Source organism: Blastococcus sp. SYSU DS0616, from assembly GCF_054051015.1.
On record NZ_JBJHAJ010000016.1, the window covers coordinates 73,074 to 95,148 of the forward strand.

Consider the following 22,075-nt stretch of genomic DNA (forward strand, 5'->3'; position numbering starts at 1 on the left):
TCTCACGAGATGGCGGTGGTGGCCCGGTAGAGCACCGCCGGGCCGCGAGCGGCGACCGGCGCACCGGCGGGGACGAACGCCGCGCGGCCCTTCGCCAGGGTCAGCTCTCCGTCGACCGACGCCAGCACCGCGGTGCCCTCCGTGCACAGCAGGAGCTGCGGTCCGCGCGTGGTCAGCGTGCCCGCCTGCTCGTCGAGCTGGCAGCGGGTGAGGTCGAAGTCCTGCACCGGCACCGGGTAGCGCAGGCCGCCTGGCCCGAGCACCGGGTGGATCACCGGCACCCGCCCGTCGGAGAAGTCCAGGACCTCGATCAGCGCCGCGAGGTCGACGTGCTTGGCGGTCAGCCCGCCGCGCAGCACGTTGTCGGAGCTGGCCATCACCTCGACACCGGCACCCGACAGGTAGGCGTGCAGGTTGCCCGCGGGGAGGAACACCGCCTCTCCCGGGGCCAGCTTGAGGTGGTTGCACATCAGCGAGATGACGACGCCCGGGTCGCCGGGGTAGGTCTCGGCGAGGGTCGCCGCCCACCGGTAGGTGTTGATGAACTCCGGGTCGTGCGCCGCCACGAACCTGCCCGCCGCGGTGGCCACGGCGGCCACGAGCTCCGTCCGGCGCTCCCCGGGCAGCGCCAGCAGCTGCGGGATCGCCGCGCGCAGGCCGCCGCGCGCCAGGGCGGCGATGGTGGGCTTGAGCTCAGGCACCTGCAGCTTGGCCAGGCAGTGCAGCGACTCCTCCACCGGGCGGAACCCGCACAGCGCTTCGAACGTGGTGAGCGCGAGCAGCAGCTCGGGCTTGTGGAAGGGGTCCTTGAACGTCCGCGTCGGGTCGTCGTGCGGGATGCCGGCGGCCTCCTCGGCGGCGTAGCCGGCCTCGGCCTGCTCCGTCGTGGGGTGCGCCTGCAGCGACAGCGGGGTCTCGGCGGCGAGCACCTTCATCAGGAAGGGCAGCCGCGCCCCGAAGCGCTCCACCACCGGGGTGCCCAGCAGCTCGGCGGGCTCCTCGGCGATCGCCTTGTCCAGCGGGCGCCCGTCGGCCAGGACGCTGGGCTCGTCGGGGTGGGCCCCGATCCACAGCTCCGCGTGCGGCCGCTCCGCGGGCACGGGCTCACCGAGGAGCTCGGGGATCACGGTGCGGCTCCCCCACGGGTAGAACCGCACACCGTTGCTCAGCTGCCACATGGTCTGGGCAGATTACGGCCCGACCGCGTCCCCGGGAACGAACCTCACCCCCGCGGGGCGGGTCGCCCCCTGGTCACACCGCGGGACGGCCCCGCGGCGCCCGGGGCGGGGACCTCCCGGGACGGTGGCCTTCTCCCCCGCCCCGGCGACCGGGGCACGGGTGCGGCGCCGCCGGCGCCGCGTCTCAGTGCGCCCCGGCCCCGGCCTTGCCCCGGTGCACCGTGAGGTTCATGACCAGGACCACCACGGCCCCCACGACCAGCCCCAGCAGCGCGCTGCCCAGCGTGTTGACCAGCCAGCCCACGACCCCGCCGAGAGCGCCGGTGGCGTCGTGCGCCGCCTCCTCCAGGTGGTGCACGAACTCGTAGAGCGGGTGGAAGCCCAGCTCGTCGGTGCCCACCAGGATGATGTGCCCACCGACCCACAGCATGGCGACGGTGCCGACGACGGTGAGGGCGGACAGCAGCTTCGGCATGCCCTTCACCAGGCCGCGGCCGAACGCGGCGAGCCCCTTCGAGGTCCGCTGCGACAGGTTCAGCCCGACGTCGTCCATCTTCACGATGACGCCGACGACGCCGTACACCAGCACGGTGATGCCGAGCGCGACGACCACCAGGATGGCCGCCCGGGACAGGAAGCCCTCGCTCGCCACCTCGTTGAGGCTGATCACCATGATCTCGGCCGAGAGGATGAAGTCGGTGCGCACGGCCCCGGACACGATCGTGCTCTCGTCCGGGAGCGCGTCCTCCACCGTGGCGTGCGCCTCTGCGTGGCCGCTCACCCGGTGCCAGATCTTCTCCGCTCCCTCGTAGCAGAGGTAGGCACCACCGACCATCAGGATGGGGGTGAGCAGGAACGGCAGGAACTGGCTGAGCAGCAGGATCGCCGGCAGGATGATCAGGAGCTTGTTCCGGAGCGATCCGACGGCGATCTTCCGGATGATCGGCAGCTCGCGGTCGGCGTTCAGCCCGTGCACGTACTGCGGCGTGACGGCGGTGTCGTCGACGACGACGCCGGCCGCCTTGATGCTGGCCCGCCCGGCAGCCGCCCCGATGTCGTCGATCGAGGCCGCGGCCGCGCGCGCCAGCACCGCCACGTCGTCGAGCAGGGCTACGAGTCCACCCGCCAAGGGAGTTCCTTCCGATCGGTCAGCACCGGCGTGCTGTCGCCATGATGGTGGACCCGCCACGGGCCGCGCGCGCACTCAGCGAGGTCGGGCCCGCTCGGTGTCGAGGGCGAGCGCCAGGTAGACGGCGCTGAAGTCGGCGACGGCCAGCTGCCGGGCCAGGCGGGGCAGCCGAGCGAACCGCTCCGGCTCCCCGTGCTCGGCCAGGCCGCTGACCGGCACGCTGTGCGCCGCGGCGGTGCTCAGCACCTGCTGCATCGCCTCGGCCGCCGAGCGTGGCTCCCGCTCCCCCGCGCCGTCGTGCCCGCCGGCGTCGCTGTCGCGGATCGTCAGCAGCCGCAGCCGCCGGCCGCTGTCGGCGACGCGGTCCCGGAAGAAGTCGTCGGCCGCGTCCTGCGGCGCGAGCGGCCCGCCCAGGACGGCGCAGGCGGCAACCCGCTGGTCCGGCAGCCGGAAGTCGGCGACCGGGAGCCCCGCGAGCGTGGCCAGCTGGTCGGCGACGCGGGTCGCCGCCGCCCCGGCGAGCGGCCCTTCCGAGGCGATCACCGGGAGCGCGTCGAGCAGCTCCAGCGCCAGGCTCTTGGCCGGGTTGACGAACGACTCCCGCGCCGGGCCGCACTCCTCGGCCACCCGGTCCAGAGCCCCCGCCACCGCCTCGGTGTCGGCCACGCCGTCGGCCAGCAGCCTCAGGTCGGCCGCCAGGCGAAGCATCGGCGTGAGCAGCGACCAGAGGGTCGTGTGGCGGACGCGGCTCGCCGGCAGCGCGACGTAGGGCGCCCGGGCCGAGGAACACACGCCGCGCAGCGGCGCGTCCTCGGCGCCGATCCCGACCAGCGCGACCCCCCGGCGGGCGGCCTCGTAGGCCGGCGCGAGGGCGTACGCGCCCGCACCGGTGCGCGTGGCCACGACCGCGACGTCGCTGGGGCCGGTCCACACGGGCAGCGCGGGACCGGGGACGACGTCGACGGTGACCGGGCTGGCGGGGCCGAGGAGTGCCCGCAGCACCGACGCGGCCACGGCGCCCTCCCGCCGGGCGACGATGACGAGCCCGCGGGGCCGGCCGCCCTCGGTGACCCGGTCCAGCCCGGCCTCCTCGGTCAGCCGCGCGGTCTCCCGGACCTGCGCACCGGACCCGGCCACGGCCGGCAGCAGCCCGCGCGGATCCCGCGCGCGCAGCAGCTCGAGGTCGTCGAGGACCTCCTCGGCCAGCTCGGGCGAGGTCATGACGAGCGGTGCCGCGCCTCGTCGAGCAGCAGCACGGGGATGCCGTCACGGACCGGGAACGCCCGGTCGCAGGTGCCGCAGACCAGTTCACCGGCCGCCTCGTCGACGGCCAGCGGGCTGTGGTGGCTGTCCGGGCAGGCGAGGATGGCCAGCAGTTCCGGGTCCAGGCCGAGCGGGCCGCTCGGGGTGCCGCTCCGGGGTGTGGTCACTTCGACTCCTGTTCCGCGCGCACGGTGCGGAGCACCCGGTCGCGCACCTCGCTCATCCGCGCCTCGTCCGGCGCCTCCACGTTCAGCCGCAGCAGCGGCTCGGTGTTGCTGGCCCGCAGGTTGAACCACGCGCCGTCGGGCAGCTCGACGGTCAGGCCGTCGAGCTCGTCGACCGTCGCGCCCTCCTCCTTCTCGAAGACCTCCCGCACCGCCGCCATCCGCTCCCCCGCGTCGGCCACCGTGGAGTTGATCTCGCCGGAGGCGGCGTAGCGCGCGTAGGCGGCGGTCAGCTCCGACAGCGGCCGGCCCTGCTCCCCCAGCGCGGCCAGGACGTGCATTGCCGCGAGCATGCCGGTGTCGGCCCGCCAGAAGTCGCGGAAGTAGTAGTGCGCGGAGTGCTCGCCACCGAAGACCGCGTCGGTGCGGGCCATCTCGGCCTTGATGAACGAGTGCCCCACGCGCGTGCGGACCGGCTGCCCGCCGTGCTCGCGCACGATCTCCGGCACGGCCCGGGAGGTGATCAGGTTGTGGATGATCGTCGTCCCGCGCCCCTTGGCCAGCTCGCGCACCGCGACCAGGGCGGTGATGGCCGAGGGGCTCACCGGCTCGCCCCGCTCGTCGATGACGAAGACCCGGTCGGCGTCGCCGTCGAACGCCAGGCCGATGTCGGCGCCGTGCTCGACGACGGCGCGCTGCAGGTCGACCAGGTTCGCCGGGTCCAGGGGGTTGGCCTCGTGGTTGGGGAACGACCCGTCCAGCTCGAAGTACAGCGGCACGATCTCCAGCGGCAGCCCGGCGAGGACCACCGGGACCGTGTGCCCGCCCATGCCGTTGCCCGCGTCGACTACGACGCGGAGCGGCCGGATCGTGGCGAGGTCGACCAGCGAGCGCAGGTGCGCGGCGTAGTCGGCGAGGACGTCGCGGGTGGTGACGGTGCCGACCCGTTCCGGCACGCGCTCGTAGGTGTCGCGCTCGGCCCACTCGCGGATGGTGACCAGCCCGGAGTCCTGCCCGATGGGGGCGGCCCCGGCACGGCACATCTTGATCCCGTTGTACTGCGCGGGGTTGTGGCTGGCGGTGAACATCGCCCCGGGCACGTCGAGCGATCCGGCGGCGAAGTACAGCAGGTCGGTGGAGCCCAGCCCGGCCTCGACGACGTCGACGCCGCGGCCGATGACGCCTTCGGCGAAGGCGCGGGAGAGCGGGACGGAGGTCTCGCGCATGTCGTGCGCGGTGACCACGGCGGTCGCACCGCTCTCGGCGAGGACGAACTCGGCGAACGCCGCCCCGATCGCCCGCGCGACGTCCTCGTCCCACTGGTCGGGGACCACCCCGCGGACGTCGTAGGCCTTGATCAGGGCCGAGAGATCACGCACGCCGCGACACTATCGGCGCGCCCCGCCACGCGCTGGAACGGCCACCCTCTCGGGGCTCGCGCCGAGCTTGCGAGGCGTGGGGGGAAGGTGGTCCTTCTAGGGGAGGTCGGGAAGCACCCGCAGGTGCCCGCGCCGGATGCCGCTGCCGTCGTCCGCGGGAGCGCGCGGCGGCTCGGGGCGGGCGGCCTCGCGGACGGCGTCGGCCAGGGCCAGCAGGTCGTCCCCCGTCGGCCCGGCGTCCTCGACGTCGATCTCGTGCCGCACGACCTCCCAGCCGCGCGGGACGGTCAGCCGCTCCGCGTGGAACTCGCACAGGTCGTAGCTGTGCGGCTCGGAGTACGTCGCCAAGGGGCCCACGACAGCGGTCGACTCCGCGTAGACGTAGGTCAGGGTCGCCGCTGCCGGTTGCGCGCAGCCGCTGCGCGAGCAGCGCCGTGACTGCCTCACCACCGGTTCCTCACGCACGGCACAGTAATCCCGCCCGGCGGTGCGCGACAGCAGGCACACCGGGAAACCGGCTGTGGCGCACCATCCTGCACGATGACCCCGTGGGCATCGTCACCGGTCGGGCGCGGGTTCGGGACCGGCGCGGCTCGACGTGGGAGAACGCCCGGCGAGCCGTCCCGGGGCCCGGCGTGTCGCGGGTCGCCGTACCCTTCGGGCAGTCATGAGCCATCCTCCGCGCCGCCGCGCCCGCTCCCGTCGCGACCGCCACGGTCGTGGCCTGCGCGGGCGCCTCGCCCCTGCCGAGGTGCCGCTGTCGCGCAGCCGGGCCGAGCTGTTCGACGACCTGGTCCTGGACGCCGTCGAGGACCTGGAACGCCGCTGGGAGCGCGAGCTGGCCGGGGTGGAGTTCGCCGTCGAGGACGTGCCCTGGGTCGAGCACACCGATCCCGACGAGGCGCTGCTGGACGCCGACGTCCTCGACGACGCGGGCGTCCCGCTGGCCCGGCTGCTGCCGGCCCGGCGCGAACAGGGCCAGGAGGTCCCGCCGCGGATCGTGGTCTACCGCCGGCCGCTGGAGCTGCGCGCGCACGACCGGGAGGACCTCGCCGACCTGGTGCGCGACGTGGTCGTCGACCAGGTCGCCACCCTGCTGGGCCGGGATCCCGAGGAGATCGACCCCACCCGCTGACATGCTGGACGGGATGGACGCCGCCGCCACCACCGCCTGGCTGGTCACCGGCGTGGTCCTGGGCGTCCTGGGCGTCCTGGCCGTGGCGGCCCTGGTCGCCGCCACGGCCGTCGTCCGGGCGCGCCGGTCCCGCGCGACCGGCGCACCGGATCCGGTCGACGACCTGGCCGACTTCCACGAGCACCCACCGGGCACCCGGCCGGAGCCGCCGTCCCCCGCCGGCTGGGCGACGCTGGCCCCGCCGTCGGTGGCGCCCGCTCTTCCCGGCGAGGACCACGGGCGGGGCCGCGCCGTCCTGGCCGCGCTCTGCGTCGTCGCCCTGGCGGTCGTCGGCACCGCCGCCGCGGTCGCGGCCGGCCGGCTCGCGGCGAGCGGTTCCGCCGGCGGGCCCGGGACCGACGACCGGGGGACGCCGGGTCCCGCGCCGACCTCGGACGCCGGGGCGCCCGACGCCCTCGTCGCCGACCTGGTCGCCGGCGGGCTCGTCCTGGAGCCGCGGGCGGTGGGCGTCACCGCGGCCTACCCCGAGGCGCGGCTCACCACCTCCGCCGGCACGGCCCGGCTGGAGCTGCGGCTGCCCACCTACAACTGCCTGGCCGCCGAGGCCCCGGCCGACCCGGTCGCCGCCGGGTGCACCGCCACGCCCGTCGAGCACGCCGTCGTCGAGGGTGAGGACCTGGTCGTCTCCCGCGACGGCGAGCGGTGGACCGTGCGCGGGCGCGCCCCGACGGTCCTCCGGCCGGGCGGCTCGGCCCCGGAGCCGACCGGCCGGGTCTACCCGCTGGAGCTCACCCTCGTGCCCCAGGGCGCACCGGCTGCCGACAGCGCCCGGGCCGCCACCGGGGAGCTGCGCCTCGGCACGGGCAGCGCCCCGCTCCTGCCCGAGCGCAGCCGGGTCCACCTCCCCGGCTGAGCCTCAACGGGGCCAGCGCCGCACCGGCACGGAGAGGGTGCTCACCGGTGCGCCCATCACCGTGCGGGGACCGCCGTCGCCGTCGATGCCCCACCACGGCCAGCGGTTCCCGCCGTCGACGAGGGTGAGCAGCCCGGCACGCGGCCGGTCACCCTCGGCGACGACCGCCACCTCCAGGCGGCCGACGGCCGCGTGCAGCCGGGCCGCGGCCCGCAGGAACTCCCGCGCCCGCCGATCGGGCGCGGCGGCGAGGAACGCGGGGAGCCAGCGCTCGAGGTGCCGGTGGTCGTGCGTGCGCTCCACGGGCCCGGCCCGGTCGAGCGCGTCGACCAGCAGCGCGGTGCGGGCGTTGGCCAGGACGGCGGTGGGCAGCCGGGCAGCCAGCGCGCGGGCGGTGGGATCACCCAGGGGGAGCCCGGTCAGGTGCAGCGCCCAGGGTCCGCGCAGCGAGCCCAGGAGGCCGAGCACCCCTTCGGCGAGGTGCCCGGCGGCCTCGTCGTCACGGGCCAGCAGGCGCGCGGTGGGGCGGCCACCGGGCAGCGGCCGGGTCGCCTGGCCCAGCACGGTCACCTGGGTGAGCACCCCGCGCCGGCGCAGCTCCAGGAAGGCGGCGGCGCGCGGCGTGCCGTCGCTGTGCCCCGGGACGACGACGGCGGCGGGGCGGGTCGGCAGCGGGCGCGCGGCGCCGTGGTTGAGCACCGCGGTCAGCCACGGCGCGCGGGCGGTCAGCGGCGCAGCCAGCGCCTCCGCCAGCGGCTCCGCGGCCCGGACCTCGTGGACCACGTGCGCTCGACCGAGGGCGACGCGGGCGACCATGCCCGAACAGAACCACAGCCGCCGGCGAGGGGCGCCGGCGGCTGGGGTGAGAGTGCTGGATCGGCCCCTGCAGGGACCCGCCGCGAGCTCGCGAGCGGTGGGGAGCAGGGGGTCCTTCCGGGGGTCCTTAGACCGCTCGGCGGCGGAGCCGGCGTCGTTCGCGCTCGGAGAGGCCACCCCAGATGCCGAAGCGCTCGTCGTTGGCCAGCGCGTACTCGAGGCACTCGGCCTTGACCTCGCAGCCGGTGCAGATCTTCTTCGCCTCGCGGGTGGAGCCGCCCTTCTCGGGGAAGAACGCCTCGGGGTCGGTCTCGGCGCACAGCGCCTGCTCCTGCCAGGACTGGGTGTCCGGCTCCAGCCCGAAGCCGAGGAAGCCGACGAACGGCTGCCCCGTCCCCTGGCCCACGGCCTGGCCCGTGGCATGCCCGGTGACCGGCAGCCGGTCGGCCGACCGCTCCGACCCGTTGACGTAGTCGCTCAACCACGACACCTCTGCCATGACGGTGCGTCCCCTCTCGCTCTCGTCCCGGTGCGCGGCCGGCAGGACGTTCCCGGGCCGATCAGCACTCGTTGACACCGCCGGAATTACACGCGTGTCGTTGCCCAGGCGTCAACTTCGCCCGGTGTAAGCGACACGCCACACCAGCCCCATCCGTCACGGGGCCTTCGTCACATCTCGTGGTAGCCCTCGACACGCCCGGCGAACAGTCGACAAGTGCTCATCGGGCACCATGCGTTTCGTGCAGATCGTCGTGCTGGCAGGTGGGACCGGAGGGGCTCGATTTCTGCGCGGGGTCCGCGCCGCGGCCCCCGAGGCGGAGATCACGGCCGTGGTCAACACCGGGGACGACGTGACGCTGCACGGGCTGCGCATCTGCCCGGACCTGGACACGGTCGTCTACACCCTCGGCGGCGGCATCGACGAGGAGCGCGGCTGGGGCCGGGCCGGCGAGTCGTGGACGGTCAAGGAGGAACTCGCCGCCTACGGCGCCGACCCCGCCTGGTTCGGCCTCGGTGACCGCGATCTGGCCACGCACCTGATCCGCACCCGGATGCTCGACGCCGGCTACCCGCTCTCGCAGGTCACGGCGGCGCTCGCGGAACGCTGGCGGCCCGGGGTGACCGTGCTGCCGATGAGCGACCAGCGGGTGGAGACCCACGTCGTCGTCACCGACCCCGAGGACGGCCGGTCGCGCGCGATCCACTTCCAGGAGTGGTGGGTGCGCCACGGGGCCGGGCTCGACCCCTCGGCCTTCGTCCAGGTGGGCGTGGACGGTGCCCGCCCCGCACCCGGCGTCGTGGAGGCGTTCGCCTCCGCCGACGCCGTCCTGCTCGCCCCCTCCAACCCCGTGGTCTCGATCGGCACGGTCCTCGGCGTGCCCGGGCTGCGCGACGCCCTGCGGTCCTCACCGGCCCGGATCGCCGGGGTCTCGCCGATCGTGGGCGGCGCGGTCGTGCGCGGCATGGCCGACCGCTGCCTGCCCGTGCTGGGCATCGAGGTGAGCGCCGAGGGGGTCGGCCGGCACTACGGCGCCCGCGCCGACGGTGGGCTGCTCGACGCCTGGCTGGTCGCCGAGGACGACCCCGCCGACGTGCCCGGCGTCGACGTCCGGCGGCTGCCGCTGCTCATGTCCACCCCCGAGGCCACCACGGCCCTGGCCCGCGCCGCGCTCGATGCCTGTGCCTGAAGAAGGACCCCGTCCTCCGCACGGCTCGCACGATCGCCGCGCGCCTCTGGACGGGGCCGTGCCATCCGGTGTCTCGATCCACCCGGTCGCCGGGCTGCCGGAGTTCGCCGCCGGTGACGACCTGGCCGCGGCCATCGCGCGCGCCGCGCCCTGGCTCGCCGACGGCGACGTCGTCGTGGTCACCTCCAAGGTGGTCTCGAAGGTGGAGGGCCGACTGGTCCGCCTGGAGCCCGGGACCGACCGGGAGGCCGCCCGCCAGCGGGCGATCGATGCGGAGACGGTGCGGGTGGTCGCCCGCCGCGGGCCGCTGAAGATCGTGCAGACCCGGCAGGGCTGGGTCGTCGCCGCCGCCGGCATCGACGCCTCGAACGTCTCCGCCGACTCGCTGGTCCTGCTGCCCGAGGACGCCGACGCCTCCGCCCGGCGGCTGCGGGCCCGGCTGCGGGAGCTGGCCGGGGTGGAGGTCGCGGTGGTGGTCAGCGACACCTTCGGCCGGACCTGGCGCGAGGGGCTCACCGACGTCGCGGTCGGGGCCGCCGGGATCGTCGCGCTCGAGGACCTCCGCGGGGCGTTGGACGCCCACGGCAACCGGCTGGAGACCACCCGGGTCGCCGTCGTCGACGAGCTCGCCTCCGCCGCGGACCTGGTGAAGGGCAAGCTGGCCGGCGTTCCGGTCGCGGTCGTCCGCGGGCTGCCGGCGCGACGGCCGGCCGACGACGCCGACGAGGGCACGCGGCCGCTGGTGCGGCTGCCCGGCGAGGACCTCTTCCCCTACGGGTCGCGCGACGTGGTGGCGTCCCGCTCCCCCGCGACCGACCTCGTGCCCCGGCCCGGCGAGCTCGGCGCCGTCGCAGAGGCGTTCCGCGTCGCGGCCGCCGCCCTCCCGGAGTTCCCGGTCGTGCTGCGCCACGGCGGCGACGGCGACGGCGTCGTCGACCTCCACCTGTCCGACACCGTCACCCTCACCACCGCGCTGAACCTCGGCGCGGTGATCGGCGCCGCGCTCGTGCAGCTGCACGCCATGGGCTGGTCGACGCGGTGGGAGCCGGTCGGCTCCCCCGGAGGGACCTCACTCGTCGGGAGGCTGTGGCTGGGCGGTCCGGCGCTGTAGAGCCGGAGCGCTCGGTACGGTTCGTCCCCATGCGCGGGATCATCCTGGCCGGTGGCACGGGGAGCCGTCTGTTCCCCATCACCCAGGCGGTGAGCAAGCAGCTCATGCCGGTCTACGACAAACCGATGATCTACTACCCGCTCTCCACGCTGATGATGGCGGGGATCCGCGAGGTGCTGGTCATCACGACCCCGGCGGACCAGGCGGCGTTCCGCGCCCTCCTCGGTGACGGCAGCCGGCTGGGCATGCGGATCGAGTACGCGGCCCAGCCGCGACCCGAGGGCCTGGCCCAGGCGTTCCTCATCGGGGCGGAGTTCCTCGGCGGCGAGGCCGCGGCCCTGGTCCTCGGCGACAACATCTTCTACGGCGCCGGCCTGGGCACCGCGCTGTCCCGGCTGCCCGTGCCCGCCGGTGGGCACGTGTTCGCCTACCACGTGGCCAATCCGCGGGACTACGGCGTCGTGGAGTTCGACGACGCCGGCCGGGTGCTCTCGATCGAGGAGAAGCCGGTGCGCCCGAAGAGCGCCTACGCCGTCCCCGGGCTGTACTTCTACGCCGGGGACGTCGTCGAGGTGGCCCGCGGCATCACCCCGAGCGCGCGGGGCGAGCTGGAGATCACCGCGGTCAACGAGCACTACCTGCGGGAGGGCCGGCTGACCGTCACCTCGCTGGACCGCGGCACCGCCTGGCTGGACACCGGCACCTTCGCCTCGCTGCGCCAGGCGACCGAGTTCGTCTCCGTGGTCGAGGAGCGCCAGGGCCTGAAGATCGGCTGCATCGAGGAGGTGGCCTGGCGCAACGGCTGGCTGGACGACGAGGGGCTGCGCGCCATCGCCGAGCCGCTGGGGAAGAGCGGCTACGGCGCCTACCTGCTCGGCCTGCTCGCCGAGCGCTAACGGCGCCGGTTGTCCACCGGGGCGAACCGGGGCCCGCGCCGCGGCCGCCGGGGGCCGCCGGCCAGCAGCAGGCGCACCACCCGCTGCCGGTGCCCCCGCCACGGCTCCAGCAGCTCGAGCATGCCCTCGTCGTCGGTGTTCCGGCGGCCGGTGAGCGCGTAGCCCACCAGGTTCTTCAGGTGGAAGTCACCCACGCTGACGGCGTCCGGGTCACCGTGGACCCGCTGCGCCACCTCGGCCGCCGTCCAGATGCCGATGCCGGGGATCGAGCGCAGGCGCTGCTGCAGACCGCCGGAGTCCCCGGCCCGCTCGGGCTCCAGGGCGGCGGCCACCGTCGCGGCGGCGCGCAGCGCCCGGCGGCGCGCACCGTCGAGCCCGCAGCGGTGCCACTCCCAGTCGGTCACCTCGAGCACGCGCTGCGCCGAGGGCACCACGTGCATCCCCTCGGGTGCGGGGCCGGGCGCGGGCTCGCCCGCCAGCCGGAGCAGCTCCCGCCACACCCGGTGGGCCTCGACGACGGTCACCTTCTGCTCCAGCACCGCCGGGACGAGCGCGTCCCAGGTGCGACCGGTCCGCCCCAGCCGCAGCCACGGCGTCGTGCGGTGCAGCTCGGCCACCGTCGGGTGCTCGCCGGGGCGGAACTGCTCGGGGCGGTCGGCGGCGCCCAGCCACTCGGGCACGGCGACCCCCGCGCACTCCGCACCGGGGCCCCACGCGCTGATGGCCACCCCCGCGGCCGTGCGGACCAGCCGCACCGTGGCCGCGCCCGCCGGGGTCGACGTCGTGCGCCAGAACCCGGTGTCGGCCAGCCGCAGCGCGGGGTCGCCCGGCCCGCGGCGGTGCGGAGCCAGGGTCCGGCCCACGTCGAGGGGCCAGTCCGGCGTCCACACCGCCGCGTAGGCGGGGGCGTCCAGGGCGGTGCTCAGCAGGTGCTCCGGGGGGAAGGTCAGCGGGGTGCCATGCGCAGCGCGCCGTCCATCCGGACGACCTCGCCGTTGAGGTAGCCGTTCTCGACGATCGCGAGCGCCAGCTCGGCGAAGTCGGCCGGGCGGCCGAGCCGCTTGGGGAAGGGTATGCCCGCCGAGAGGGCGGCCCGCGCCTCCTCGGGGAGCGAGCCCAGCAGGGGCGTGTCCACCAGCCCGGGGGCGATGGTGCAGACGCGGACGCCCACGCTGGACAGGTCGCGGGCCGCGGGCAGGGTCATGCCGACGACACCGCCCTTCGACGCCGAGTACGCCAGCTGGCCGATCTGGCCGTCGAAGGCGGCGATGGAGGCGGTGTTGACGACGACGCCGCGCTCGCCCTCCTCCCCCGGCTCGGTCTGCGACATCGCCGCCGCGGCCAGGCGCAGGACGTTGAACGTGCCGACCAGGTTGACGGCCAGCACCTTCTGGAACCCGCCGAGTTCGTGCGGCTCGCCGTTGCGGCCCACCGTGCGCTGGGCCAGCCCGATGCCGGCGCAGCTGACCGCGATCCGCAGCGGGCGGTCCTTGCCGGTGGCCTCGGCGACCGCGGCCTGCACCGAGGCCTCGTCGGTCACGTCTGTGCGGACGAACGTGGTGTGCCCGCCCAGCTCGGCGGCGAGCGCCTGCCCGCGCTCCTCGTTCAGGTCCATGATGGTGACCGCGGCCCCACGGGCGGCCAGCGCCCGGGTGGTGGCCTCCCCGAGCCCGGAGGCGCCCCCGCTGACCACTGCTGCGACGTCGAAGTTCTTCATGCCCCGCAGCCAATCACGAGCTCAGGCGAAACGGCCGCCGTGGCTCTCCTGCACCGCGGCGAGCAGCTGCTTCACCCGCTCGGCGTCGGCGACCGGGCAGACCATGGTGACGTCGGCGGTGTGCACCACGACGCTGTCCCGCACGCCCACGAGGGCGACCAGGTGCCGCGGGTCGTCGCTGAACACGATGTTCCCCGCCCCGTCGAGCACGACGGCGAGGCCGCGGACGGCGTTGCCCGCGCCGTCGTGGTCCAGCGTGTGCGCCAGCGCCGGCCACGAGCCGACGTCCAGCCAGGCCACGTCCAGGTCGACCACGAGCACCCGTCCGGGCTCGGCGGCGGCCGGCTCGAGGACGGCGTAGTCGACGCTGATCTTCGGCAGGGTCGGGAAGACGTCGGCCAGCACCGCGTCCCGGCCCGGCCCGGCGGGCGCCGCGACGATCCGGGCGAGCCCCTCCGCCGACGCGGGGAGGTGTTCGGCCAGGGCGTCGAGCACCGTGCGGGCGCGCCAGACGAACATGCCCGAGTTCCACAGGTACTGCCCGGACGCCAGGTACTGCTCGGCGGTGGCGCGGTCGGGCTTCTCCCGGAACGACGCCGCCTCGGCCACGCCCGGCTGCCCGGTGGGCGCGCCACGCTGCACGTAGCCGAACCCGGTGGCCGGCGCGGTGGGCCGGATGCCGAGGGTGACCAGCGACCGGGGGCGGGTGGCGAGGGCGTCGTAGGCGGTGCGCAGCGCGTCGGCGAAGCGCTCCACCGGCCGGATCACGTGGTCGGCGCTGACGACGGCGAGCTCGGCGTCCGGGTCGACGTCCGCGACCAGCGCCGCCGTCAGCCCGACGGCGTTCGCGGTGTCGCGGGCGACCGGCTCGAGCACCAGCCGGTCGGCCCGCAGCTCCGGCAGCGCGGCCCGGACCTGCCCGGCGTAACGGGCCGCGGTGCACACCCAGATGCGCTCCGCGGGCAGCACCGCGCGCAGCCGGTCCCAGGCCTCCGCCAGCAGGCTCCGCGGCGCACCGTCCGGGCCGGCGACGACGTCGAGCAGCTGCTTGGGCCGGCCTTCCCGCGACAACGGCCACAGCCGCGTGCCCGAGCCGCCGGCCATGATCACCGCGTGGCGCACGTCAGCCCCCCTCGGCGCCGGTGCGCCGCGGGTCGGGCACGGCTGCCAGGTCGCGGGCCCGGCGCTGGAACCGGGCGCCGGCCGCGACGCGCCCGCTGGCGTAGGAGACCAGCATCCGGCCGCCGAGACCGGCGCGGAGGGCGGCGCGCAGCGGGGCGTGCCGCCGGCGTGGGTACTGCCCGGAGAGGTACCGCAGCGCGCTGGTGTGGTGCACCCGCTGCATCCGGTGCGGCTCCCGCCGGGTCGCGTGCCCGCCCTCGTGCTCGACGACGGCCGTGGGCACGTAGACGTGCAGCCACCCGGCGCGGGTGAGCCGCTCCGCGAGGTCGACGTCCTCGAAGTACATGAAGTAGCCGGGGTCGAACCCGCCCACCGACCAGAACGCCTCGAGGTCGACGAGCAGGCAGGAGCCGCTGAGCCAGCCGGCGGGCCGCTCCCGGGGGGCTTCGCGCTCGCGCCGGTAGCGGGCGGTCCACGGGTTGCCCGGCCAGGCCCAGCCCAGCAGGGCGTGCCCCGCGCCGGTGGACAGCCGCGGCAGGTCGCGGGCCGAGGGGTACAGCTCACCCGCCGGCGTCATGATCGCCGGCCCGAGCGTGGCCGCCCGCGGCCAGCGGTCGGCCGCGGCGAGCAGTTCGTCCACCGACCCGGGCGAGAAGCGCAGGTCGGGGTTGGCGATCAGCGCCCGTCCGCTGCGGGCGTCGGCGAGCCCGGCGTTCGCCGCTGCCCCGTAGCCGATGTTCCCGCCGGTGCGCAGCACGCGTACGTGCGGGTACCGGGCCGCGGCGCGCTCCGGTGCCCCGTCGGTCGAGCCGTTGTCGGCCAGCACCACCTCGACCGGCCGTGTGGTGGCACCCGCCAGCGACGCCACGAAGTCCTCGAGCGCCGCGCCCGGCGAGTAGGTGACGGCGACGACGCGCAGGGGCGACGAGCCGGAGGCAGACGACACGGAGGACCACCCTAGGCACTGACCGCGGGCGAGCGCGGATGCGCGCCGCGGAGCGGTCTCCGGGGTGCGTGTGGTCAGTGTGACGGAACGGGTCGCTACGGCCGGGAAACCGCCGCTCCGTGGTCGTGCCCCTCCGGACCGACAGGTACCGTCGAGACCCGTGACCACCACAGGACCTGACCTCGTCGTCGTCGGCTCCGGCTTCTTCGGCCTCACCGTCGCAGAGCGGGTGGCCAGCCAGCTCGACAAGCGAGTGCTGGTCATCGACCGCCGCGACCACATCGGCGGCAACGCCTACTCCGCGCCCGAGCCGGAGACCGGCATCGAGGTGCACGTCTACGGCGCCCACCTGTTCCACACGTCCAACGAGCGGGTCTGGCAGTACGTCAACCGGTTCACCGAGTTCACGAACTACCAGCACAAGGTCTACTCGATCTACCAGGGCCAGACCTACTCCCTCCCGATGAACCTGGCCACCATCTGCCAGTACTTCGGCAAGAGCTTCTCCCCCTCCGAGGCGCGGGCCCTCGTGGCGGAGCAGGCCGGCGAGTTCGACACCGGCGAGGCGAAGAACCTCGAGGAGAAGGCGATCTCGCTGATCGGCCGCCCGCTGTACGAGGCGTTCATCCGCGGCTACACGAAGAAGCAGTGGCAGACCGACCCGACCGAGCTGCCCGCCGCCGTCATCGCCCGTCTGCCGGTGCGGTACACCTTCGACAACCGGTACTTCAACGACGCGTACGAGGGCCTGCCCAAGGACGGGTACACGGCCTGGCTCCAGCGGATGGCCGACCACCCGAACATCGAGGTGCGGCTGAACACCGACTACTTCGACGTCCGCGACGAGCTGCCCCGTGACGTCCCCACCGTGTTCACCGGGCCGATCGACAAGTACTTCGACTACGAGGCCGGGGAACTGGGCTGGCGGACGCTGGACTTCGAGACCGAGGTCCTCCCGATCGGCGACTTCCAGGGCACCTCCGTCATGAACTACGCCGACGAGGACGTCCCCTTCACCCGGATCCACGAGTTCCGCCACTTCCACCCCGAGCGGGACTACCCCACGGACAAGACCGTGGTCGTGCGGGAGTTCTCACGGTTCGCGCAGACCGGCGACGAGCCCTACTACCCGATCAACACCCCCGAGGACCGCGCCAAGCTGGAGCGCTACCGCGAGCTCGCGGCCAAGGAGGCCGCCGAGAAGCGCGTTCTCTTCGGCGGTCGGCTGGGCACCTACAAGTACCTGGACATGCACATGGCCATCGGGTCGGCGCTGACCATGTTCGACAACCGCATCCGCCCCTTCTTCGACCAGGGCGGCGCCCTCGACGGCCGCCTGGAGGACTGAGCACCACATGACGACAACACATCAGACGGTGTCCCCGGAGCGGGTCAGCGAACCGACCGCCGCGGATCTGGCCGAGGGCAAGGCCGTCACGCTCCTCCAGCGCGTCATCATGCCGCGCCCGGGTGACCCGCTGAAGGTCCGCAGCCTCTACGTCGACGAGGAGCGGAACAAGCGGGTCAAGTCCACCACCCGCTCGGACGCGACCGTGGCCGCGGGCAGCGAGGTCTCCTTCGCGACCTACTTCAACGCCTTCCCGGCGAGCTACTGGCGCCGCTGGACGGTCCTGGAGCAGGTCATCCTGCGCATGCGGCTCTCCGGCCCCGGCCGCGTCGACGTCTACCGCTCCAAGGCCGACGGCAGCATCATCCACGTCACCGGCACGACGACCACGGGCGAGGACCGGGCGCTCGAGTTCGAGCTGGAGCTCACCCCGTTCGAAGACGGCGGCTGGTACTGGTTCGACGTCACCGCCGACGACGCGCCGGTGACGGTGCACGAGGCCGACTGGTCCGCCGCGCGCGAGCCGGCCCACGAGACGCGCCTGTCGATCGGCATCTGCACCTTCAACCGGCCCGACGACTGTGTCTCCGCGCTCGCCGCGCTCGCCGGCGACCCCGTCGTCGACGGGCTGATCTCGCGCGTCATCGTCGCCGACCAGGGCACCAAGAAGGTCCGCGACGCGGGCGGCTTCGCCGACGCGGCCGCCGCCCTGGGCGACCGGCTGCTGCTGGTCGAGCAGCCCAACCTCGGCGGCAGCGGCGGGTTCTCCCGCACCATGCACGAGGCGCTGACCTCCACGGACGCGACGCACCACATCCTGCTCGACGACGACGTGCAGCTCGAACCCGACAGCATCGCGCGGATGTTCGCCTTCGCCCGCTTCACCAAGAAGCCGATGCTGGTGGGCGGCCAGATGCTGGCCCTGCAGGACCGCTCGGTGCTGCACACCATGGGCGAGGTCGTCGCGCCGGACAAGTTCTTCTGGCGTGCGGCACCCAACACCGAGTACGCCCACGACTTCGCCAGGCGGAGCCTGCGGTCGACTCCCGCCCTGCACCGGCGGATCGACGTGGACTACACCGGGTGGTGGATGTGCCTGATCCCGCGCCAGGTCATGCAGGAGCTGGGCTTCGCTCTGCCGGTCTTCATCAAGTGGGACGACGCCGAGTACGGCATCCGCGCCGGAGAGCACGGCTACCCGACCGCGACGCTGCCGGGCGCGGCGGTGTGGCACCTGTCCTGGAGCGACAAGGACGACACCGCGGGGTGGCAGGCCTACTTCCACACCCGGAACCGGCTGGTCGCCGCGGCGCTGCACAGCCAGTACAAGCGGGGTGGCACGCTGCTGCGGGACACCTTCAAGTTCGACCTGAAGTTCCTGATCATGCTGCAGTACGCCACCGCGGCGCTGCACCACCGGGCGTACGACGACTTCCTCGCCGGCCCCGACCGGCTCTTCCCGCTGCTGCCCACGGCCCTGCCGACGGCGCTGCGGCACCAGGGCGACTACCCCGACGGCCAGGTCATCGGCTCCTCGTCCGACCTGCCCCTGCCCTCGATGAGCCCGACGAAGGCCGAGCGGTTCATGAAGCCGCCGACGACGCCGACGACCATCACCCGCACCCTGGCCGCGGCGCTCGCCCACAACCTGCGCAGGCCGAAGCCGGACGCCGCCGAGCGCCCGCAGATGAACATCTCGGCGCAGGACGCCCGCTGGTTCCTGCTCGCCCGGCTCGACAGCGCGACGGTCGGGACCGCGGACGGTCGCGGGGTCACCTTCCGCCGCCGGGAGCCGGGGACGTTCTGGCAGATGCTGCGGCACTCGATCCGGGTGCACGTCAAGCTCTACCGCGAGTTCCCCCGGCTGTCCAAGCAGTACCGGGCGCACATGGAGCAGCTGACCAGCCAGCAGAGCTGGTCGAAGGCGTTCGACGGGGAGTTCACGCCGGGCGCGTGAGCTCCTCCCGCCGGCCGGCCCGGGTGAGGCGGCGCCATTCGCGCCACCCACCCGGGTCGCGGCGCGACACCAGGAAGAACCAGCCGAAGCGCACGGTCTCCAGCGGGCGCAGCCAGCGCATCCCCGGCTGAGCCATCAGGTACCCGCGGTTGCGGTAGGTGAAGTACCGCTTGACCTCGTTGCCCGGGTACTGCGCGGAGAGCTTCCCGCGCAGGATGGGGACGAACTCCGTCGTTCCCTCGGGGTGCAGGTAGGCCGCGGCGGTGCAGGTGCCGAACGGCAGCCCCGAGCGGAGCAGGCGACGGTGGATCTCCGTCTCGTCGCCGCGGAAGAACAGCCGGTAGTCGGGCACGCCCACCACGTCCAGCGCCTCGGCCCGGAACAGCGCGCCGTTGAAGAGCGAGGCGTAGCGGGGCAGCACCTCGATGCCGTCGAAGTCGCTGCGGCGGCGTCGCCACCGCAGCCCCCGGCGCAGCGGGAACGCCAGCCTCTCCGGGTCGGCGAGGTCGGTCACCAACGGCGACACCTCGGCCAGCCCGTGCTCGTGAGCCGTGTTCATCAGCGTGTCCAGCACGGTGCCGTCCGCCGGGCGGCCGTCGTCGTCGGCGCACCACACCCAGTCGGCCCCCAGCGCCAGGGCGTGCAGCATGCCGAGCGCGAAGCCGCCGGCCCCGCCCAGGTTGCGCTCGCTGGGCAGGTAGGTCGCCGGCAGCCCGCTGGCGCGCACGACCTCCGCCACGGCCCGGTCGGGCCCGTTGTCGACGACCACGACGTGGTCGACCGGCCGGCGCTGGCCCGCCAGCGCGGCCAGGCTCTCGGCCAGCAGCTCGGGCCGGTGCCGCGTGACGACGACGGCGACGACCTTCTCCGTCCCGGACCCGGCCGTCATGCCCGCTGCCCCTTGTAGGCCCGCAGGACGTCGTCCAGCTGCCCCTGCTGCTTGATCTGGCCGTGCTCCATCCAGATCGCGGTGTCGCAGAGCTCGCGGAGGAACTCGTCGGAGTGCGAGGCGAAGACCAGCAGACCGGAACGCTCCACCAGCTGCACCAGCCGCTGCTTGCTCTTCTCCAGGAAGGCCGCGTCCACCGCACCGATGCCCTCGTCGAGCAGCAGGATCTCCGGGTCGATGCTCGTGACGACCCCGAGAGCCAGGCGCACCCGCATACCAGTGGAGTACGTGCGCAGCGGCATGCGGAGGAAGTCGCCGAGCTCGGTGAAGTCGGCGATGTCGTCGACCCGGGCCTCCATCTGCTTGCGCGTCATGCCCAGGAAGAGGCCGCGGACCATGATGTTCTCGAGCCCGGAGATCTCCGGGTCCATGCCTACCCCGAGGTCGAAGACCGGCGCCACGCGCCCCCGGACCTCGGCGACACCACGGGTCGGTTCGTAGATGCCCGACAGCAGTCGCAGCAGGGTGGACTTGCCGGCCCCGTTGTGGCCGACGAGCCCGACGCGGGCGCCGTGCTCGAGGGTGACGGTGATGTCGCGGAGGGCCTCGATGACGGGCACCTTGGCGGCGCTGTCGATGTGCCCGCCGACCACGCCCATGACGGTGTTCTTCAGCGACCGGCTCTTCGCGTCGAAGATCGGGAAGTCGACGCAGGCGTCCTTCGTGACGATGCTGACCGGGCCGGGTTTGATCTGGGACACGCTCACACCCAATAGGAGACGCGGGACCGGTAGCGGCGCAGCACGAACATCGTCAGCGCCCAGCCGACCACGGTGATGGCGAGGACGACCAGCCAGTACCGCAGCTGCTGGTCCTGACCGAGCAGCGGACGGCGGACGATCTCGAGAAAGTGCAGGAAGGGGTTGAACTCGGCCAGCCTGGCCCGCTCGGCGATGGCGGGGTTGGGGCTGTTGATCAGCTCGTCGTAGATCCAGACGATCGGCGTGAGGAAGAACATCAGCTGGACGATGCTCTGGGTGATCGGCAGGATGTCGCGGAACCGCGCCGTGACGACGCCGACGGCGAGGGCGACCCAGGCGCCGTTGAGGGCGAGCAGCACGAAGGCCGGCACGACGGCGAGCACCGTCCAGTGCAGCGGCTGCGGGAAGAACAGCAGCATGACCAGGTAGACGATCAGGTTGTGGGCGAGGAAGAGCGTCTGCCGCCAGATCAGCCGGTACACGTGGGTGGACAGCGGTGCCGGGAGGTGCTTGATCAGGCCCTCGTTGGCGATGAACACCTCCGACCCCTCGGTGATGCAGCCGCTGATGAAGCCCCACACGATGAAGCCCACGAGCACGTGCGGCAGCAACCGCTCCAGCGGGATGTCGAACAGCCCCGAGTAGAGGATCCCGAGCGCGACGGCCGTGACGGCCATGCTGATGGTGATCCAGACCGGCCCGAGGACCGAGCGCCGGTAGCGCTGCCGGATGTCCTGCCAACCGAGGTAGCCCCACAGCGGCCGCTGCTCCCACCCGCGCCGGAGATCGGCAACGGCGGCAGACAGAGTCCGCCCGGTCGGTTGTGCCACTGTCACGAGCAGTCACGGTACCTGCGCACCGGAGCGGAACGGCGTCGGCTCGCGAGGCCGACGGGACCTGTTCGTCACACCCGTCCCGCCGGCCCCGCGCCTGTCGCTACGGCGCCGTGAGCACCCCGTTCTGGAACTCGGCCCGCTGCTGCGCCCCCACGACGACGGTGTCGGAGATCGGGTACCCCAGCGGCCCGGTCGTGCCGCCCTGCGCGAGGTAGGCGGCGTTCAGCTCGGTCCTCAGCACCCGCGCCTGGGTGGTTGCGGACCAGTAGATGGTGCCGCCCTGGAAAGAAGTCTGGTAGCCCTGACCGCCCGGCGCGGGGGCGTCGCTGGTCGTCGGGAAGCCCAGGTAGCCACCCGTTCCGCCCGCCTGCTTCCAGGTGTACAGGATCGCGCCCCGCACCACCTGCGCACCGGTCTGCGCCGACCAGTGGATCTCCCCACCCTGGAACGGCGTCATGTAGCCACGCCGATCCGCCGTCGGCTGATCGTCCCCGGTCGGGTACCCCAGCGCAGCCGGACCACCGGCCGCCTTGTACGCGGCCAGGATCGCGCCCCGCACCACCTTCGTCCCCGTGCTCGGCCCCCAGTACAGCGAGCCGCTCTGGAACTCCACCACGTACCCACCGCGCCCGGCCGGGGCATCGCTGGTCGTCGGGAAGCCCAGGTAGCCACCCGAACCGCCGGCCCGCTTCCAGGTGTCCAGGATCGCGCCCCGCACCACCTGCGCACCGGTCTGCGCCGACCAGTGGATCTCCCCACCCTGGAACGGCGTCATGTAGCCACGCCGATCCGCCGTCGGCTGATCGTCCCCGGTCGGGTACCCCAGC

General features: G+C 74.1%; 23 protein-coding genes. 7 read left to right on the top strand and 16 right to left on the bottom strand.

All coding sequences use genetic code 11. From position 1 onward, the window contains the following. Positions 1–2: 2 nt before the first annotated feature. From manA to ACI79K_RS13430, 6 genes are all read right to left on the bottom strand, one after another. Positions 3–1,178, bottom strand: a complete 1,176-nt coding sequence (gene manA, locus ACI79K_RS13405; RefSeq protein WP_456597082.1) for a mannose-6-phosphate isomerase, class I — start codon at positions 1,176–1,178, stop codon at positions 3–5. 184 nt (positions 1,179–1,362) lie between these two features. Continuing rightward, positions 1,363–2,307 carry a DUF808 domain-containing protein gene (locus tag ACI79K_RS13410; RefSeq protein WP_456599940.1) on the bottom strand — a complete coding sequence of 315 codons (945 nt, stop codon included), beginning with the start codon at positions 2,305–2,307 and terminating at the stop codon, positions 1,363–1,365. A 75-nt stretch (positions 2,308–2,382) separates the two neighbouring features. Beyond that, positions 2,383–3,528 (bottom strand): SIS domain-containing protein, encoded by a 1,146-nt coding sequence (locus tag ACI79K_RS13415; RefSeq protein ID WP_456589938.1) that lies wholly within the window; start codon positions 3,526–3,528, stop codon positions 2,383–2,385. Further along, the gene (locus ACI79K_RS13420) at positions 3,525–3,737 is read right to left on the bottom strand and encodes a Trm112 family protein (RefSeq protein WP_456599941.1); all 213 of its coding nucleotides are present in this window, start codon (positions 3,735–3,737) and stop codon (positions 3,525–3,527) included. Before ACI79K_RS13420 ends, ACI79K_RS13415 begins: the two co-directional genes overlap by 4 nt. Further along, entirely contained in the window at positions 3,734–5,113 is a 1,380-nt protein-coding gene (locus ACI79K_RS13425) for a phosphomannomutase/phosphoglucomutase (protein WP_456589940.1), read from the bottom strand. The genes ACI79K_RS13420 and ACI79K_RS13425 overlap by 4 nt, the downstream gene beginning before the upstream one ends. Positions 5,114–5,209: 96 nt before the next feature. Continuing rightward, positions 5,210–5,560 carry a DUF3499 domain-containing protein gene (locus tag ACI79K_RS13430; protein ID WP_456589941.1) on the bottom strand — a complete coding sequence of 117 codons (351 nt, stop codon included), beginning with the start codon at positions 5,558–5,560 and terminating at the stop codon, positions 5,210–5,212. Positions 5,561–5,780: 220 nt separating this feature from the next. Here ACI79K_RS13430 and ACI79K_RS13435 point away from each other — a divergent pair, with 220 nt between their 5' ends. Next, positions 5,781–6,248: a metallopeptidase family protein gene (locus ACI79K_RS13435; RefSeq protein ID WP_456589942.1), complete on the top strand. Its 468-nt coding sequence runs from the start codon at positions 5,781–5,783 to the stop codon at positions 6,246–6,248. 13 nt (positions 6,249–6,261) lie between these two features. Continuing rightward, positions 6,262–7,161 carry a hypothetical protein gene (locus ACI79K_RS13440; protein ID WP_456599942.1) on the top strand — a complete coding sequence of 300 codons (900 nt, stop codon included), beginning with the start codon at positions 6,262–6,264 and terminating at the stop codon, positions 7,159–7,161. 3 nt (positions 7,162–7,164) lie between these two features. Here the strand turns inward: ACI79K_RS13440 and ACI79K_RS13445 are convergent, their stop codons facing one another. Together ACI79K_RS13445 and ACI79K_RS13450 are read right to left on the bottom strand one after the other, a co-directional pair. Continuing rightward, a complete protein-coding gene (locus ACI79K_RS13445; RefSeq protein WP_456599943.1) occupies positions 7,165–7,977 on the bottom strand; it encodes a GNAT family N-acetyltransferase in 813 nt (270 codons plus the stop codon). Between the two features lie 127 nt (positions 7,978–8,104). Further along, positions 8,105–8,335 (bottom strand): WhiB family transcriptional regulator, encoded by a 231-nt coding sequence (locus ACI79K_RS13450; RefSeq protein WP_456589959.1) that lies wholly within the window; start codon positions 8,333–8,335, stop codon positions 8,105–8,107. A gap of 373 nt (positions 8,336–8,708) precedes the next feature. On the opposite strand from ACI79K_RS13450, the gene cofD reads away from it, so the two are divergent. From cofD to rfbA, 3 genes are read left to right on the top strand one after another with little or no spacing between them, the layout of a single operon-like run. Then, on the top strand, positions 8,709–9,665 hold the full coding sequence (gene cofD, locus ACI79K_RS13455) for a 2-phospho-L-lactate transferase (RefSeq protein WP_456599944.1): 957 nt from the start codon (positions 8,709–8,711) through the stop codon (positions 9,663–9,665). A 58-nt stretch (positions 9,666–9,723) separates the two neighbouring features. Continuing rightward, on the top strand, positions 9,724–10,776 hold the full coding sequence (locus tag ACI79K_RS13460) for a coenzyme F420-0:L-glutamate ligase (protein ID WP_456599945.1): 1,053 nt from the start codon (positions 9,724–9,726) through the stop codon (positions 10,774–10,776). A gap of 29 nt (positions 10,777–10,805) precedes the next feature. Beyond that, positions 10,806–11,672, top strand: a complete 867-nt coding sequence (rfbA, locus tag ACI79K_RS13465) for a glucose-1-phosphate thymidylyltransferase RfbA (RefSeq protein WP_456599946.1) — start codon at positions 10,806–10,808, stop codon at positions 11,670–11,672. Here the strand turns inward: rfbA and ACI79K_RS13470 are convergent. From ACI79K_RS13470 to ACI79K_RS13485, 4 genes are all read right to left on the bottom strand, one after another. After that, positions 11,669–12,535, bottom strand: coding sequence for a DNA-3-methyladenine glycosylase family protein (locus tag ACI79K_RS13470; RefSeq protein ID WP_456599947.1), 867 nt, complete (start codon positions 12,533–12,535; stop codon positions 11,669–11,671). The genes rfbA and ACI79K_RS13470 overlap by 4 nt on opposite strands. Before the next feature lie 83 nt (positions 12,536–12,618). Then, the gene (locus ACI79K_RS13475) at positions 12,619–13,389 is read right to left on the bottom strand and encodes an SDR family NAD(P)-dependent oxidoreductase (RefSeq protein ID WP_456589949.1); all 771 of its coding nucleotides are present in this window, start codon (positions 13,387–13,389) and stop codon (positions 12,619–12,621) included. A 21-nt stretch (positions 13,390–13,410) separates the two neighbouring features. Further along, a complete protein-coding gene (locus tag ACI79K_RS13480; protein WP_456599948.1) occupies positions 13,411–14,511 on the bottom strand; it encodes a mannose-1-phosphate guanylyltransferase in 1,101 nt (366 codons plus the stop codon). 1 nt (position 14,512) lies between these two features. Then, positions 14,513–15,457 (bottom strand): glycosyltransferase, encoded by a 945-nt coding sequence (locus tag ACI79K_RS13485; protein WP_456589951.1) that lies wholly within the window; start codon positions 15,455–15,457, stop codon positions 14,513–14,515. Positions 15,458–15,617: 160 nt separating this feature from the next. Between ACI79K_RS13485 and glf the strand changes: the two genes are divergently transcribed. Together glf and ACI79K_RS13495 are read left to right on the top strand one after the other, a co-directional pair. After that, positions 15,618–16,805: a UDP-galactopyranose mutase gene (gene glf, locus ACI79K_RS13490; protein WP_456589952.1), complete on the top strand. Its 1,188-nt coding sequence runs from the start codon at positions 15,618–15,620 to the stop codon at positions 16,803–16,805. A gap of 7 nt (positions 16,806–16,812) precedes the next feature. After that, positions 16,813–18,762, top strand: a complete 1,950-nt coding sequence (locus tag ACI79K_RS13495; RefSeq protein ID WP_456589953.1) for a glycosyltransferase — start codon at positions 16,813–16,815, stop codon at positions 18,760–18,762. On the opposite strand, the gene glfT1 is transcribed toward ACI79K_RS13495, so the two are convergent. From glfT1 to ACI79K_RS13515, 4 genes are all read right to left on the bottom strand, one after another. Beyond that, positions 18,746–19,651, bottom strand: a complete 906-nt coding sequence (glfT1, locus tag ACI79K_RS13500) for a galactofuranosyltransferase GlfT1 (RefSeq protein WP_456599949.1) — start codon at positions 19,649–19,651, stop codon at positions 18,746–18,748. The genes ACI79K_RS13495 and glfT1 overlap by 17 nt on opposite strands. Next, complete coding sequence (wzt, locus tag ACI79K_RS13505) at positions 19,648–20,418, bottom strand: galactan export ABC transporter ATP-binding subunit Wzt/RfbE (RefSeq protein ID WP_456589955.1); 771 nt, start codon at positions 20,416–20,418, stop codon at positions 19,648–19,650. Before wzt ends, glfT1 begins: the two co-directional genes overlap by 4 nt. Further along, entirely contained in the window at positions 20,415–21,248 is an 834-nt protein-coding gene (gene wzm / locus ACI79K_RS13510) for a galactan export ABC transporter permease subunit Wzm/RfbD (protein ID WP_456599950.1), read from the bottom strand. Before wzm ends, wzt begins: the two co-directional genes overlap by 4 nt. A gap of 100 nt (positions 21,249–21,348) precedes the next feature. After that, positions 21,349–22,075: LGFP repeat-containing protein (locus ACI79K_RS13515; RefSeq protein WP_456599951.1), on the bottom strand; the 727-nt coding region annotated here is incomplete at its 5' end.

Bases quoted from the DNA above. Each gene is read 5' to 3' on its own strand.
- manA (WP_456597082.1), bottom strand. From the start codon at position 1,178: ATGTGGCAGCTGAGCAACGGTGTGCGGTTCTACCCGTGGGGGAGCCGC.
- ACI79K_RS13415 (WP_456589938.1), bottom strand. From the start codon at position 3,528: ATGACCTCGCCCGAGCTGGCCGAGGAGGTCCTCGACGACCTCGAGCTG.
- ACI79K_RS13435 (WP_456589942.1), top strand. From the start codon at position 5,781: ATGAGCCATCCTCCGCGCCGCCGCGCCCGCTCCCGTCGCGACCGCCAC.
- ACI79K_RS13440 (WP_456599942.1), top strand. From the start codon at position 6,262: ATGGACGCCGCCGCCACCACCGCCTGGCTGGTCACCGGCGTGGTCCTG.
- ACI79K_RS13445 (WP_456599943.1), bottom strand. From the start codon at position 7,977: ATGGTCGCCCGCGTCGCCCTCGGTCGAGCGCACGTGGTCCACGAGGTC.
- cofD (WP_456599944.1), top strand. From the start codon at position 8,709: ATGCGTTTCGTGCAGATCGTCGTGCTGGCAGGTGGGACCGGAGGGGCT.
- rfbA (WP_456599946.1), top strand. From the start codon at position 10,806: ATGCGCGGGATCATCCTGGCCGGTGGCACGGGGAGCCGTCTGTTCCCC.
- ACI79K_RS13475 (WP_456589949.1), bottom strand. From the start codon at position 13,389: ATGAAGAACTTCGACGTCGCAGCAGTGGTCAGCGGGGGCGCCTCCGGG.
- ACI79K_RS13495 (WP_456589953.1), top strand. From the start codon at position 16,813: ATGACGACAACACATCAGACGGTGTCCCCGGAGCGGGTCAGCGAACCG.
- glfT1 (WP_456599949.1), bottom strand. From the start codon at position 19,651: ATGACGGCCGGGTCCGGGACGGAGAAGGTCGTCGCCGTCGTCGTCACG.